9 protein-coding genes are annotated in these 14,812 nt (G+C 67.5%); 5 read left to right on the forward strand and 4 right to left on the reverse strand.

The genetic code is table 11. The features are described from left to right. Positions 1 to 37 precede the first annotated feature (37 nt). Together GGQ89_RS03470 and GGQ89_RS03475 are read left to right on the forward strand one after the other, a co-directional pair. Positions 38 to 1,318, forward strand: a complete 1,281-nt coding sequence (locus GGQ89_RS03470; RefSeq protein WP_240456480.1) for a S8 family serine peptidase — start codon at positions 38 to 40, stop codon at positions 1,316 to 1,318. A 70-nt stretch (positions 1,319 to 1,388) separates the two neighbouring features. Further along, the gene (locus GGQ89_RS03475; RefSeq protein WP_184104133.1) at positions 1,389 to 2,255 is read left to right on the forward strand and encodes a hypothetical protein; all 867 of its coding nucleotides are present in this window, start codon (positions 1,389 to 1,391) and stop codon (positions 2,253 to 2,255) included. Between the two features lie 50 nt (positions 2,256 to 2,305). On the opposite strand, the gene GGQ89_RS03480 is transcribed toward GGQ89_RS03475, so the two are convergent. The 3 genes from GGQ89_RS03480 to GGQ89_RS03490 form a co-directional block, all read right to left on the reverse strand. After that, positions 2,306 to 3,421, reverse strand: a complete 1,116-nt coding sequence (locus tag GGQ89_RS03480; protein WP_206362760.1) for a glycoside hydrolase family 43 protein — start codon at positions 3,419 to 3,421, stop codon at positions 2,306 to 2,308. A 119-nt stretch (positions 3,422 to 3,540) separates the two neighbouring features. Next, complete coding sequence (mgrA, locus tag GGQ89_RS03485; protein ID WP_184104134.1) at positions 3,541 to 4,617, reverse strand: L-glyceraldehyde 3-phosphate reductase; 1,077 nt, start codon at positions 4,615 to 4,617, stop codon at positions 3,541 to 3,543. Between the two features lie 65 nt (positions 4,618 to 4,682). Next, complete coding sequence (locus tag GGQ89_RS03490; protein ID WP_244955754.1) at positions 4,683 to 7,862, reverse strand: helicase-related protein; 3,180 nt, start codon at positions 7,860 to 7,862, stop codon at positions 4,683 to 4,685. Positions 7,863 to 8,066: 204 nt separating this feature from the next. Between GGQ89_RS03490 and GGQ89_RS03495 the strand changes: the two genes are divergently transcribed. Together GGQ89_RS03495 and GGQ89_RS03500 are read left to right on the forward strand one after the other, a co-directional pair. After that, entirely contained in the window at positions 8,067 to 8,870 is an 804-nt protein-coding gene (locus GGQ89_RS03495) for an SDR family NAD(P)-dependent oxidoreductase (RefSeq protein ID WP_184104138.1), read from the forward strand. 67 nt (positions 8,871 to 8,937) lie between these two features. Further along, a complete protein-coding gene (locus tag GGQ89_RS03500) occupies positions 8,938 to 9,792 on the forward strand; it encodes a glycoside hydrolase family 16 protein (RefSeq protein ID WP_184104140.1) in 855 nt (284 codons plus the stop codon). A gap of 124 nt (positions 9,793 to 9,916) precedes the next feature. Here the strand turns inward: GGQ89_RS03500 and mgtE are convergent, their stop codons facing one another. Then, a complete protein-coding gene (gene mgtE / locus GGQ89_RS03505) occupies positions 9,917 to 11,275 on the reverse strand; it encodes a magnesium transporter (RefSeq protein WP_184104142.1) in 1,359 nt (452 codons plus the stop codon). Between the two features lie 276 nt (positions 11,276 to 11,551). Between mgtE and GGQ89_RS03510 the strand changes: the two genes are divergently transcribed. Continuing rightward, positions 11,552 to 14,701: an autotransporter outer membrane beta-barrel domain-containing protein gene (locus GGQ89_RS03510; protein WP_184104144.1), complete on the forward strand. Its 3,150-nt coding sequence runs from the start codon at positions 11,552 to 11,554 to the stop codon at positions 14,699 to 14,701. Positions 14,702 to 14,812: the final 111 nt, after the last annotated feature.

The following is a 14,812-nucleotide window of genomic DNA, read 5'->3' on the forward strand; positions in this document are numbered from 1 at the left end:
CCATGTCAGCATGAATTTTGACAATGGATGAACGGCGATGAAGCGGACGACCCGCTATCTGGCAGTATCGATGGCGGCGGCGGGTCTGGCGCTGGGCGTGACGGCGGGGCGGGCGCAATTGGTGCCCTCGCTGCCCGGAATGCCGTCGCTTCCCGGCGGTTTGCCCTCGGTCGGGCGAGGAATTTCATCGCTCGCCGACCCTGTCATCGACCGGGTGGACGCCGCGTCGCGCGCGACCGTGCGGCAGCTGGAGCAGGTCCGCCGGGCGACCTTCGCGCAACTGGTCCGCGATCACCCGGACGCCATCGCGCTGGACCCGATGGGATTTCCGGCGCGCGCGGGCGAGGTGGTGGTCGATGCCCCCAGCGATGCGTTGTTGGCGACGGTCGGGCGACTGGGCTTTACGGTGATCGAGCGCGACGATGTGCTGGGCGTCGGCTTCGTCCGGCTGCGTGTGCCGCCGGGCCAGTCGTTGAAGGCCGCACTGGGCATTCTTCAGAAACTGGGCGGAGAGGTGAGCGCCGATCAGCTTCACCTGCCGAGCGGAGCCGGTGCACCGGCCGCACTGACGGCGGTGCAAGGCGGCACCGGGCGCGGCACCATGGTCGGCGTGATCGATGGCGGTGCCGAGGGCGCGGCGATGGCCAGGGGTTTCGCCACGGGCGCTCCGCGCGCCAACGACCATGGCACGGCGGTCGCCTCGCTGATCGCCGGGAGCAATGGCATCCGGGGGGCGCTGCCCGGTGCGCGGATCGCCTCGGCCGATGTCTATGGCAGCGATCCGGCGGGCGGCAATGCCACCGCCATCGCCAAGGCGTTGGGCTGGCTGGTCGAACAGCGCGTGTCGGTGGCGACGATCAGCCTGGTCGGCCCCGCCAACCCGCTGCTTGCCCGTGTCGTCGCGGCGGCACAGAAGCGGGGCCTCATCATCGTGGCGGCGGTCGGCAATAATGGCCCGGCCGCGCCGCCCGCCTATCCGGCCTCCTATCTCGGCGTCATTGCCGTGACCGGCGTCGATGGGCGGGGACGGCCGCTGATCGAGGCGGGGCGGGCGAGCCATCTCGATTACGCCGCACCGGGCGCGGACATGCTGGCGGCCGGAGTCGGTGGTCGTCGCTTCAAGGTGCGGGGCACATCCTTTGCCGCCCCGCTGGTCGCGGGTCGCGTGGCCGCCGCCTATCCGTCGCTCGACCCCGGCCGTATCCGTGCTGCACTGGCCGATGTCGACGCCGAAGCCAAAAAAAATGGCCGGAGAAATGAGGAAAAATTCCTCGGCCGTGGAATGGTTTGCGCCGATTGCCGGACGCAAGCACAGTAAAAAGCGAATTTTTTTGGGATTAAATCGGAAGGCCCTCTCGTTGTCTCTTCAGAAGTTAAGGAGAACGATGATGAAGACCCTTCTTTCCGGCACCGCGATCCTTGCTGCGGCGCTTGTCGCGATGCCCGTTTCGGCGCAGTTGCTTGGTGGCGGCGGCGGCCTGGTCGGTGGTGGTGGCCTGGGCGGTCAGCTGGGTGGTGTCACCGGCGGCCTGACCGGCGGGGCGAACGGTACGCTGAGCGGGGTTGGCCAGACCGGCCGCGCCGCAACCGACACGGCGACCCGGACGCGTGGCTCGGTGCGTGGCGACCGCAATGTCGATCTGCGCCGTGGCCGGGTGACGGCTTCGGGTGAAGCCGGCGGCGGTTCGACGCTGGACAGCGCGACGCGGGTCGGCAACCAGTCGGGCGGCGCCAACGGCTCGGCCTCGGGCACGGTCGGCGGCGGCGTGGATGCGCAGCTGGTCGGCACCGATGCGGTGCGCGATGCCGCAGGGCGCGGCGTGAACACGGTCGGCAATGTCGCCGGACGGGTGCGCGACACAGCCGGGGCGGTCGGCAACCGGGCGCGGGGCACCGTCTCCAACCTGACCAATCGTGCCGCCAATGCGGGTGCCAGCGTGGCAGGCTCGGCTTCGGGCGCCGCATCGGCGACGGGCGGCAACGGTTCGCTGGCTGGCAATCTGGCGCTGGCCGGTAGCGGTGCGGCGCAAGGCGGGGCCTTTCCGGTCAATACCGGCATGGTCGTCAACGATGCGCAGGGTCGGGCGATCGGCGCGGTCCAGTCGGTCCGCACCAACGCACGCGGCGCGGTGGAGCGGGTGCTGGTGAAGGTCGGTGACAAGGTCGCCAACCTGCCCGCCGCCAACTTCTCCGGCTCGGGCAATGTCCTGGTCTCGGCCATGGGCCAGGGCGATGTGAGCAGCGCCGCGAAGTAACCGGACTGAGGGATGCGCCCGGCCTGACATGGTCGGGCGCATCTTCACGTTCAACGCGCGGCGAAATACCGCTCCAGGCGGGTAGCCTCGGCCGGACTGATCGCGACGACCGCGCCATGCTTGGGTCGGGTGAAGTTCGTGGCCTTCATCGGCGATCCAGGCTCATTGAAACGACCGATATTCCGATAGGTCACGAAGTCCGTGGTTTCGGAAAAGCCCATATTGTTCGGGTTGATACCGAACACATCATACATCAGGACATAGGTGTTCGTGCCGTTGCGCCGCCACAATGTCGGCGCCTCCGTCCCGACGGTTTCGGGATCGACCTTGCGCAGGTCCTTCGTCCAGCCGCTGTTGATCTGCGACGATTCCGAATGGCGGATATTGCCGGGCGCCTGATGCGCGACATAGAACATATGGTATTTGCCGCCGACCTTGGTGATGTCGGCATCGATCACATTCACCTTGGGATCGGGATAGTCGAACAGCTTTTTGGGCTCTTCGGTCAGGGTGCTGAAGTCCTTGTCGGCATAGGAATAGACCAGATAATTCGGTCCATTGCCGTCGCGGGTGGTGAAATAGACCATCAGGCGTTTGCGCTGCGGATCGTAGATCGTCTCCGGCGCCCACATATTGCCCGCGTCGCGATAGCGCGGGAACATGGCCGATGGCCTGACCCGCGACCGTGACCAGTGGATGAGGTCGTAAGACTTCATAAAGATCATGTTGCGGTTGTTGCCCCAGCTATATTGCTCCTCGGGCCGCTCCCACTGCGTATCGCGCAACCCTTCGCGCTTGGCGAAGATGTGAAGGTCGGTCATCGACATATAGAAGCCGCCATCGGGGCCGCGCATGATGTGCGGATCGCGAATGCCCTTCTGCTCGGCCGCTTCCCGTCCGTCCATCACCGGCTTGCCACCATTGACGTCGGTGAAGCTGTAGCCGTCGCGCGATGTCGCGAAGTGGAGCGAGTGATCCTCGTCGGTGAAGTAGGTCATCAGATAGGCGGTCCGCGCGTCGCGCGGGGCGGGCGGCTTGGGCAGACTGTCCTTCGCCACGATCTCCAGTCTGCGGGGGGCGGAGGCCGGTGCCTGTCCACCGGCATGGATCGCCGTGGTCGCGAAAAGGGCGCCGATGGCGGCGCAACTACGGATCAATGTCTTCATGAACGTCTCCCCTTTTTAAGGGAGATTAATTCAACTGTCCGACAAATGCCAGCATTCGCCTATGACAAAACATGTCGGAACGGGTGATGGAAAGGCCATCGCCCGTTCTCAACGCGTCGTCAGGCTGGAATTCCCTGCGCTGCGGGCAGCTTAGCAATGTCGGAGGATTCGGCCCAGAGGTTGATGCCCCCATCCTGTGCGGCCTGGTCGATCATGGCCAATTCGTCGGTGGTAAAATCGAGCCGCGCCACCGCATCGAGCGAGTCGTCCAGCTGCTCCACCGTCCGCGCGCCGATCAGTGCGGAGGTGACACGCGGATCGCGCAGCACCCAGGCGATCGCCATCTGCGCCAGCGTCTGCCCGCGCGCCTGGGCGATGTCGTTCAATCGCCGGATCGCGGCCAGATTTTGCTCGGTCAGCAGCGATTGCGACAGGGAGCCGCCCCGGCTGGCACGCGCATCCTGCGGCACGCCGTCCAGATACTTGCCCGTCAACATGCCCTGCGCCAGCGGCGAAAAGGCGATGCAGCCCGTGCCCAGCTCCTCCAGCGTGGCCAGCAGCTCGGGCTCGACCCAGCGGTTCAGGATCGAATAGCTCGGCTGGTGGATGAACAGCGGCACCTTCTCTTCCGCCAGGATCGCCGCGGCGCGTCGGGTCAGCCCCGCATCATAGGAAGAAATCCCGACATAGAGCGCCTTGCCTTGGCGATGAAGCTGGACCAGCGCGCCCATCGTCTCTTCCAGCGGCGTCGTGGGGTCAACACGGTGCGAATAGAAGATGTCGACATAATCGACCCCCATCCGCTTCAGGCTCTGGTCGCAACTAGCGATCAAGTACTTCTTCGACGAACCGATATCGCCATAGGGCCCCGGCCACATGTCCCAGCCCGCCTTGGTCGACAGGATCAGTTCGTCGCGGTGGCCGGCAAAGTCGCTCGCCATCACCCGCCCAAAATTCTCCTCGGCCGAGCCGTAAGGCGGCCCGTAATTGTTCGCGAGGTCGAAATGGGTCACGCCCCGGTCGAAGGCACGGCGCAGGATCGCACGGCCCGTCTCGAAGACATCGGTCCCGCCGAAATTCTGCCATAGCCCCAGGCTGATCGCGGGTAGCTTCAATCCGCTGCGTCCGGTCCGGCGATAGGGCATCCGGCCGTCATAGCGCGCAGGGTCGGCCATATAGGGTTCGGGAAAAGCCATGGCGAAAATCCTCTCTGTTCGGCGGCGGCTCTACGCCGCGCGGGCGTCGCCGCCAATGGCATGGGTCAAGCCAGCAACTCGCCCAGCCGCGCCAGCCGATCGGCGGGACTGTCGTGCCGTTCCTTCAGGAGATGGCGACCGTCCTTTTCCTCCAGCCCCTCGATACCGTCCAGGTCGGGTTGCTGGCCATGCGGAGTCAGTGCGATGGCGGCGGGTCCCGCATCGATCCGCGCGATCGACCGCGCCCGCATCCGCTCGCGCAACCGGGCCAGCGACAACAGCGTGGCGGCATCGTCCGGCAGTTCGCCGAACCGATCTTCCAGCTCTGCCTCGAACGCATCGAGCGCGGCATCGTCGCGCAGCCGCCCCAACCGGGCATAGAGCGAGATGCGCAGGTCCTCGTCCGGGATCCAGGCCTCGGGCAGGCGACCCTCCATCCCGATGCGAAGCTCCGGCGTCCAGCGTTCGACCGTCTCGCCGCGCGCGGTGCGCAGCGCATCCTCCAGCAGTTGCTGGTACAGCTCGACCCCGATCAGCCGCATGTGACCGGCCTGGGTGTCGCCCAGCAAATCGCCCGCGCCGCGCATATCGAGGTCGCGGGCGCTGATCGCGAACCCTGCGCCCAGCCTGTCGAATGCCTCCAGCGTGCGAAGCCGTTTCAGGGTGCGCGGCGCGATGGCGTCCTCGCCCTTGGCGAACAGCAGGACCTGCCCGCGGCGATGCCCGCGCCCGACGCGTCCGCGCAACTGGTGGAGCTGCGCCAGTCCGAAACGGTCGGCATGGACGATCGCCATGGTGTTGGCGCGCGGCACGTCCAGCCCCGCCTCGATGATGTTGGTCGCCAGCAGGACATCGCCTTCGCCCCGGCCGAAGCGGACCATGACGTCGTCGATCTCAGCAGCGGGCAGCTTGCCATGCGCCTGCATGACCTCCAGCTCGGGCACGATCCGGGCGAGCTTTTCGGCGAGCGGCGCCATGTCGGCGATACGCGGCACCACGACAAAGCTCTGCCCGCCACGCGACCGCTCGCGCAGCAGCGCCGCCCGCAGCGTCTCGGGGGAGAAGGTCGAGACGGCGGTGCGGATCGGCTGTCGCCGGGCGGGCGGGGTGGCGATCATCGACAGCTGACGCAGGCCGACCAACGCGGCCTGAAGCGTGCGCGGGATCGGCGTGGCGGACAGGGTCAATACATGCCCCGACGACAGCGCCTGAAGTCGGGCCTTGTCGGCGGCACCGAAACGCTGTTCCTCGTCGACGATGACCAGTGCCAGGTCCTTATAGGTCACGCCCTTGGCCGCGACCGCGCCGGTGCCGATGACGATGCGGATGCTGCCATCCGCCAGCCCCGCCTTGACCTTGCGCTTTTCGGCGGCGGTGGACAGGCGGGAGAGACCGGCGACCGCGATGTCCGCTTCCTCGAACCGCGTCGCGAAGCTGTCGAGATGTTGTCGGGCCAGCACGGTGGTCGGCGCGGCCACCACCACCTGCCGCCCGGCGAGTGCGGCGATGGCGGCGGCGCGCAGGGCGACCTCGGTCTTCCCGAAGCCGACATCGCCGACGACCAGCCGGTCCATCGGGCGACCGGAGGCGAGATCGGCGCGCACCGCCTCGATGGCGGTCAGCTGGTCCGGTGTCTCGCTATAAGGAAAGCCCGCCGCGAACCGCTCATAATCCGCGACGGGAGGATCGAGCACGGGCGCATGACGCTCGGCACGCTCTGCGGCCATATCGGTCAGCTGACGTGCGGTCGTCGCGATCGCCTCGTCGATGCCGCGCCGCCGTTCGTGCCAGCTCTTGCCGTCCAGCGTGTCCAGGCGAACCGCGTCGTCCTCGCCGCCATAGCGCCACAGCCGGTCGGCTTCGGCGACGGGGACGAGACGGGTTGCATCGCGTGCATATTCCAGCTTGATCGCGTCGCCCGACACCCGGTCCTGCCCGTCGATCGTCTCCAGCCCGACGACGGTGGCGATGCCGTGATCCTCATGGATGACGGTGTCGCCCACCCGGATTTCGGCAGTCTGCATCAGCGACAGGTCGACATGCGGGATGGCCCCGTCCTCCCGCTCGGCACGGCTGCCCAGCAGATCGGCGGCGCTGACCGCGAGGATAGCGTCGCGCGCAAAGCCGCGCTCGGCAGGTGCCACAAGCGTCAGGAGCGATCCGGCCTTGGCCTTCGATATGGCCTGCCAGCTTTCCGCCCGCTTCGCGGTCTTGCGCAGGACATTGTCGACCCGCTTGCCCAGGAAGCGCAGGTCGCGTTCGCTGCCGATCAGGACGACGCGCGTGCCTTCCTTCATCGCGGCGCGCGCGGTGACTGCGAAATCGCGCAGAGGCGAACGGCTCTCGACGAAGCGCGGCGGGGGCTCGGCGATGCGGGCGATCTCGGCGGTTTGGCGTTGATCAAGCGCCTTCTTCCAGTGACGCTCATCGATCATGTCGCGGGCGGCGCGCTTCGATCCGCGCTTGGCGACATCGGCGCTCAGCAGCAACAGGCGGCGGCGACGCTCATCGGCGGCGGGCTCGATAATGACACAGGCGCCGGGGAGGTGATCGAGCAGGCTGGTCTGCGTCTGCCCAAGCGGTGGTTCGGCCACACGGCCCAGTTCGCGGCGTTCGATCTCGCCGGTGCTGCGCTGGTCGGCGGGGTCGTAGGATCGGATCGCGATGATCCGGCCGTCCGCGACCTCGATACGCAAGGGCTGTTCGGCGTCGGCGGGAAACACGTCCAGCACATGGCCGCGCAGCGCGACTTCGCCGGGCTCGTCCACTCGCTCGTCGGCGATATAGCCCAGGTCGAGCAGCATCGCGTGGAGGTCCGCCAGATCGCACGCGTCGTCGATCGCGACACAGGGCGGCTCGGCGGCGAAGGTCTCCGGCGGCGGCAGCGCGCGGGCCAGCGACTCGCCGGAAGTGATCAGGGCGATGCGGCCCCGGTCCTTCGCCGCCAGCGTCATCTGTGCACGATGCAGCGCCGACACGCGCTGCCCCACATTGGCGGGTGAGGCGGGCGCGTCGTCGCCCGGTAGGGCGTCGGATCCGGGGCAGAACAGGATGGTTGCGTCGGGGGCCATCGCCTCCAGCATCCGCGTCACGCCCAGCGTGCGCGTCTCGTCGGTGACGGCCAGGATGATGTCGGATCGGTCGAGGATTTCCGCTGCACCCGCCGCCAGTTCGGCGATGCCGGGCAGCGGTACGGGGCCGTCTCCGGTGGGAGGCATGGTGGCGATCTCGGCTTTAGACAACATGCGCAACGACCGGCACTCCAGCAAATATGGCGGGCCCTTTCGAACGGGCGGCGACGTTGGGCGTTCCGCTGGAGTTCAAAGACTTATCGCCGCCAATTGGCGGAACCCTATCGGGCCTCGGCACTTCATGACCGGGACGGTTGATCCATATCGATGATCGACATCAGCACGCGCCGCCGGCCGCACTGTCCAAGGAGAATGACGATGGATCTGGGTATCAAGGGGCGGATCGCGCTCATCAGCGGCGCGGACTCCGGCATGGGCAAGGAAACCGCGCGCCTGTTGCTGGAGGCGGGCGTGCGCGTCGCGCTGACCGACAAGCCGGACGGGACGCTGGACGAAGCGGTCAAAGAATTGTCGCCGCTGGGCGAGGTGATCGCGGTCACGGGCGACGTCACCCAGGTCGAGGCGGTGCGGGCCATCTGGGCCGAGGTCCGCGAGCGGCTGGGCGACCCCGATATCTACGTAAACGCTGCGGGCGTGACCGGCGCGACGGGCGATTTCCTGGAGATCGACGACAAGGGCTGGCAGGAGACGATCGATATCGACCTGATGGGCGCGGTGCGTATGTGTCGAGAGGCGATCCCGGCAATGCGCAGCAAAGGCTGGGGCCGGATCGTGTTGTTCGCCTCCGAGGATGCGGTGCAGCCCTATATCGACGAACTGCCCTATTGCGCGGCGAAGGCGGGTATCCTCAGCCTGGCCAAGGGGCTGTCCAAGGCTTACGGCCCCGACAATGTGCTGGTGAACACCGTCTCGCCCGCCTTCATCGCGACGCCGATGACCGACAAGATGATGGAGAAGCGCGCCGAGGAAAAGGGTGTCAGCTTCAACGAGGCGATCGAGACATTCCTGGACGAGGAACGCCCCGGCATGGCGCTGAAGCGGCGTGGTCGCCCCGAGGAGGTCGCCGCCGCCGTCGCCTTCCTGGTGTCGGAACGGGCGAGCTTCATCAACGGGGCTGGCATCCGCGTCGACTCCGGTTCGGTCTTCACCATCGCGGGCTGATCCGGCGCGACTTGGCGTCGGCTCGCCGATCGGCTTATACCCTCTCAAAAGCTGAGAGGGGATGGCAATGAAAAGAACGACTTGGTGGCTGGCGGGCGTCATGTTGCTGGCCACCGGGGCGTCCGCCCAGCAGGCCGAGGCTCCGTTGCTCGGTGCGACCAACTATGCCTACGAGGGCGCGATGGCGGCCCCCGCCACGCGGCCGAGTTTCGGCGACGAGTTCAACGGGGCGATCGACCAGCGGCGCTGGCGCTGGGACACGGGTCAGAACAAGACCGGCTGGCCCAATCACGAACTGCAATATTATGCCGGTCCCGACCGGACCAACGCCCGGATCGAGAAGGGCGCATTGGTCATCGAGGCGCGGGCGGAGGCGCTGCGCAACGAGCCGGATTGGGGTGGCCAGCGCTATAGCTCGGCCAAGCTGGTGGCGAAGCAGACGCTGGGCTACGGCTTCTACGAAGTGCGCGCACAGCTACCCTGCGGGCGGGGCATGTGGCCCGCCATCTGGCTGTTGCCGATGGACGGATCGCGCTGGCCCGATGGCGGCGAGATCGACATCATGGAGATGGTTGGCTTCGACCCCGACGTGATCCACGCGACCGTCCATTCCGCCGCCTTCAACCACCGCCTGAAGACCCAGCGCGGTGCCGAGGTGCGCGTGGCGGGGGCGTGCACGGATTATCACCGCTATCAGCTGGAATGGACGCCCGAAACGATCACGATCGGCGTCGACGGGCGGGCCTATATGCGCGTGAGGAACGACCGGCCGGGCGGCGCGGCGGCCTGGCCGTTCACGCGACCCTATTCGCTGATCCTCAACCTGGCGGTCGGGGGTGACTGGGGCGGACAGAAGGGCGTGGACGACGCCGCGCTGCCCCAGGCGATGAAGGTAGATTATGTGCGCTATTGGAAACGGTAAGCCCTTTCCTCCCCTGTAAGGAGAGGGGGACCAGCGAAGCTGGTGGAGGGGCGTCGACCTATCGAGAGCGGAACACCCCTCCGTCAGGCCTGACGACCTGCCGCCTCCCCTACATGGGAAGGAATCAGAGCAGCGTTCCCGACAGGATGGCGAGCGCGATGCTGAAATAGATCACCAGCCCGGTGACATCGACCAAAGTCGCGACGAACGGTGCCGAGGCGCTGGCCGGATCGAAGCCCATGCGTTGCAGCAGGAAGGGCAGCATCGACCCCGCCAGCGAGCCGAAGGTCACGATGCCGACCAGCCCGGTGCCGACCGTGGTCGCCACCAGCACCCAGTGCGGGCCGTAATCGTAGAAGCCGAGCGTCTGCCAAAGCGCGATCCGCGCCATGCCCAGCAGCCCCAGGATCGCCCCCAGCGTCATACCCGCCGGAAGCTCGCGCAGCGCCACCCGCCACCAGTCGCGCAGGCGGACCTGCCCCAGCGCCAACGCGCGGATGATCAGCGAGGTCGCCTGGCTGCCGCTATTGCCGCCCGAGCTCATGATCAGCGGGATGAACAGGGTCAGCACGACCGCACGCTCCAGCTCGCTTTCGAAATGCTGCATCGCGCTGGCGGTCAGCATTTCCGAGAAGAACAGGATGCTCAGCCAGCCGGCGCGCTTGCGGATCATCGCGAGGAAGCCGGTTTCCAGATAGGGGCCGTCCAGCGCCTCGACGCCGCCGAACTTTTGCGTATCCTCGGTATGAGCGGCGACCAGCGCGTCGAGCACGTCGTCGACCGTGACGATCCCCATCGGGCGGCCCTGTTCGTCGACCACGGGCAGCGCGAGCAGGTCGTGGCGGCGGATCAGATGCGCCACCTCCTCGCGGTCGGTGCTCGGCGCGACGGTGATCGGGTCATGCCCGCGCGCCAGGTCGATCGCGCGCGATGTCGGCTCGGCGGCGATCAACTGGCGCAGCGAGACGGTGGCGACGAGGCGCCCCTGCGGTTCCAACAGGAAAACGGAATAAACGGTTTCGCGGCTCCGCTCGACGGTGCGGATATGCGCCAGCACCTCGGCAACGGTCGCGTCGGCGGAAGAGGCGACATATTCGGTCGTCATCATGCCACCCGCGCTGTCGGGCGGCCAGCGGAGCAGCGTATCGATCGACGCGACGACGGGGGCGGGCAGCTCGGCACGGATTGCGAGGGCGTCACCCTCGTCCATGTCCGTCAACACATCGGCGGCGCGGTCCTCGGCCATTTGCGACAGCAGGGCGGCGGCGCGTGCCGCTGTCAGGTGCGCGAGGATATCGGCGGCCGAGCGCAGCTCGGGGCTGTCGAGCACGGCGACGGCGCGCGCGTCGGGCATTTGCGTCAGGGCGTAGGCCGCTTCCTCGACGGAAAGCGACTGCAGCGTATCGACGAGATCGGCGATGGACAGGCCGCGCCGGGAGGAACGGAAACCGGCGGCGACACCGGCAATCAGATCGTTGACCATTTCACACCTTTCGTCCGCACGACCCGGGGCGGACGAAAGCCAGTTGCGAAACTAGCGGACGACCCCGAGGCGTGCGGCGCTACTGGAACTGTCGCTGGACATGTTCTCGCTTTCTGGAACGACGCGGGGGCTCCCACGCCTGAGCCGCCCTCTGATCCTCAAGGTCGCGATCGTCAACACCTGCGGCGAACCTGACGAAATTTTAATCCGGGCGCCAAGGATTCAGCCGGGCGGCTCCGTCTGGTGGGGCAAAGGCACATAAAGGGGACCTTATTCGTGCATCGCCTGCTCTTCGCCTCGACCGCCACGCTTGCGCTGGCCGCGGGGACGGCCGCCTCGGCCCAGACCGTGATCGATACCAAGCGGACGACACCGGTCCGCACCGCCACCGTCAATAACGGGGCCGCCGCCGATATCAGCATCGTCGCGGCGGGCAGTGTGGTGACGACCGGCACCGGCACCGCCGTCACGCTCGACAGCAACAACAAGCTGAGCAACGCGGGGACGATCCAGACGACCGACGCCAATGACGCGGTCGGCATCGGCGCGGCGGCGGGTGTGAAGGGCGATATCACGAACACCGGCAAGATCGTCATCGACGAGACCTATACGCCGGTCGATATCGACAAGGACGGCGACCTGGATGGCCCCTTTGCGCAGGGGGCGCGGCGGACCGGCATCCGTACGGCGGGAGCCTTCACCGGCAATATCACCAATGGCGGTGAGATCACCGTGGAGGGCAACGACTCGGCGGGGATTTACCTGAACGGGCCGCTGACCGGCAATCTGGTCCAGTCGGGCAAGGTCAATGTGCTGGGCGACCGCTCGGTCGGCGTACGCACGGGGGCCGTGTCGGGCAATGTCACGATCGGCGGCACGATCGTCGCGATCGGCGAAGCTGCGGTCGGCGCGCGGATCGACGGCGATATCGGCGGCGCGTTGAATATCGAGGGCGGGATCGGCTCGACCGGCTATCGCTACACTACGCCGCCGGCCGATGTGTCGAAGCTCGACCCCGACGATCTGCTCCAGGGCGGGTCGGCGCTGGTCGTGGGCGGCAATGTCGCGGGCGGCATCACGCTGGGCAATGCGACGGGCAAGGCGGCGGACCTCGTCACCAACGGCGCCGCGCCGACGATGCAGATCGGATCGGCGACCCGCGTGGTCGTGATCGGCGCGACCGGCGGCGCGACGCCCGCGCCAGGGTTGGTCGTCAATGGCCGCATCACCTCGGCCGGGGTCTATAGCGGCGTGCGCTCGACGGCACTGGCGATCGGCGGGCTGGGCGGCAACGTCCAGATCGCGCAAGGCGTCGCTATCGGCGGCACGGTGCAGGCGACCGCCAATGGCGCGGAAGCGACCGCGATCCGCTTCGGCGCGGGAGCCTCGACGCCTGAGTTGCGCAATGGCGGTACCATCTCGGCAACTGGCGGCGGTGCGCCGGGCGTGCTGACCACCGCCGTCCTGATCGAGGCGGGGGCTTCGCTGCCGACGATCCGCAATACCGGGTCGATCCGGGCGGCGTCCACATCGGCCAATGCGACCGCGATCCTCGACCGCACCGGCGGCCTGACCCTGGTCGAGAATGCGGGTACCATCGCGGGCGCAGGCGCGGACAGTTCGCGCAGCGTCGCGATCGATCTGTCGGCGAACACCAGCGGCGCGGTCGTGCGCCAGATCGCGCCCGCCACCGGAGCCGCCGCGCCCAGCATCACCGGCGCGATCCGGTTCGGCAGCGGTGATGACCGGCTTCAGATCGGCGCGGGATCGGTCAGCGGGGATGTCGGCTTCGGCACCGGCAACAACCGGCTGGAGATGAGCGGCACCGGCACCTATGCGGGCACCGCGACCTTCGGCACCGGGGCGGACACGCTGACCATCGGCGACACCGCGCGCTTCAACGGTGTGGCGGATTTTGCGGGGCAGGGGCAGGACCTGCTGGCGATCACCGGCAAGGGCGTCTTTGCCGGACGGCTTGCCAACGCGTCGCACGTCGCGGTGACGGTCGCGAATGGCGGCGGGACTTTTGCGGCGAACGGCGTGACCAACATCGCCTCGCTCAGCCTGGGCGACCAGTCGATCCTCAGCGTCGCGCTCGACAAGGCGAACCCGACCGCCAACCTGATCCAAGTCGGCGGCGCGACGACGATCGGGGCGAACAGCCAGCTTGCCTTGCGCGTGTCGGGCGGGACGGACGTGACCGGCCGCTATGTCGTGTTGCGCTCCGGCACGCTGACCGGCGCGAACAATCTGACGCTCGCCCCCTCGGCCATGCCCTTCCTCTACAAGGGTGCGATCGTCGCGGCTCAGCCCAACGAGATCGCGGTCGAAGTCAGCCGCAAGGCCAAGACCGAATTGGGCCTGAGCAACGCAGGCGTCAGCGCCTTCGACGCGATCGACGCCGCGATCGGCCGCGATGCCAAGCTGTCCGACGCGATCCGGGGCATCTATGACGGCGCGGCCTTTCGGGGCGCGGTCGAACAGATGCTGCCCAACTATACCGGCAGCGTGTTCGAGGGCGTGACTTTGGCCTCGCGCGCGGCGGCGGCACAGCTTCGCGAACCGGCGGGCGAGTTCAGCGAGGAAGGCAAATGGGGCTATTGGCTGACCCCGCTCGGCTGGGACGCGTCGAAGGGCACCCGCTCGACCCGCAGCTATGACGTGCGCGGCTGGGGCATCAGCGGCGGTATCGAGCACAAGACCGATGCGGGCAATTTCGGCGCCTCGCTCTCCTACATGAGCGGTCGCGACAATGAGGGAACGGCGGTCAACCGCGTCAACCACACCCAATATGAGCTGGCCGGTTTCTGGCGCGCCCGCTGGGGTGCGCTGGCGGCGCAGGCACGCGGCTCGGCGGCCTTCCTGTCCTTCGACTCGCAGCGCCAGTTCAACGGCGTGATCGGCACCGAGGCGGTGCAACGCCGTGCAACCGGCGACTGGAAGGGCATGCTCTATTCCGGCTCGGGCTCGGTCTCGTGGGAGCATTGGGTCGGCCAGTTCAACGTACGTCCCATCCTGGCGGTCGACTATTATCGGTTGAACGAGGATGCCTATCGCGAGACGGGCGGTGGTACCGGCTATGACCTGACGGTGCGCAAGCGGACCAGCGACGAACTGGCGCTGACCGCCAGTGTTGCGGCGGGCATCAACTTCGGCGGCAATGACCGCTACTCGCAATGGAGCAGGCTGGAGGTCGAAGGCGGTCGGCGCGAGCGGATCGCCGGGACCTTGGGCCGTACGGTTGCCAGCTTCGGCGACGGCACGCCCTTCATCCTCGATCCCGAGGCCCGCAACGGCGGCTGGGTCGGGCGGGTGCGCGCGATCACCGGCACCAGCGAAATCCGCCTGAGCGGCGAAGTGAATGCCGAACAGCGGCTGGGCAATGTCGCGCTGTCGGCCCGCGCCGCCTTGCAATTCGCCTTTTGACAGGGTTCGTCCGCGTGCATCCCCCCTGTAGCGCGCGCGGACGACGGGAGCCCCACCTTGCGTCCCGGTGGGGCTCCTTTTCACGGGAGCCCGCTTCGTCTAAACGACAGC

Origin of the sequence: Sphingomonas yabuuchiae (assembly GCF_014199595.1) — a bacterium.
Taxonomy (GTDB): domain Bacteria; phylum Pseudomonadota; class Alphaproteobacteria; order Sphingomonadales; family Sphingomonadaceae; genus Sphingomonas; species Sphingomonas yabuuchiae.

Coding starts and splice junctions, on each gene's coding strand:
- GGQ89_RS03470 (WP_240456480.1), top strand. CDS start 38: ATGAAGCGGACGACCCGCTATCTGGCAGTATCGATGGCGGCGGCGGGT.
- GGQ89_RS03475 (WP_184104133.1), top strand. CDS start 1,389: ATGAAGACCCTTCTTTCCGGCACCGCGATCCTTGCTGCGGCGCTTGTC.
- GGQ89_RS03480 (WP_206362760.1), bottom strand. CDS start 3,421: ATGAAGACATTGATCCGTAGTTGCGCCGCCATCGGCGCCCTTTTCGCG.
- mgrA (WP_184104134.1), bottom strand. CDS start 4,617: ATGGCTTTTCCCGAACCCTATATGGCCGACCCTGCGCGCTATGACGGC.
- GGQ89_RS03490 (WP_244955754.1), bottom strand. CDS start 7,862: ATGTTGTCTAAAGCCGAGATCGCCACCATGCCTCCCACCGGAGACGGC.
- GGQ89_RS03495 (WP_184104138.1), top strand. CDS start 8,067: ATGGATCTGGGTATCAAGGGGCGGATCGCGCTCATCAGCGGCGCGGAC.
- GGQ89_RS03500 (WP_184104140.1), top strand. CDS start 8,938: ATGAAAAGAACGACTTGGTGGCTGGCGGGCGTCATGTTGCTGGCCACC.
- mgtE (WP_184104142.1), bottom strand. CDS start 11,275: ATGGTCAACGATCTGATTGCCGGTGTCGCCGCCGGTTTCCGTTCCTCC.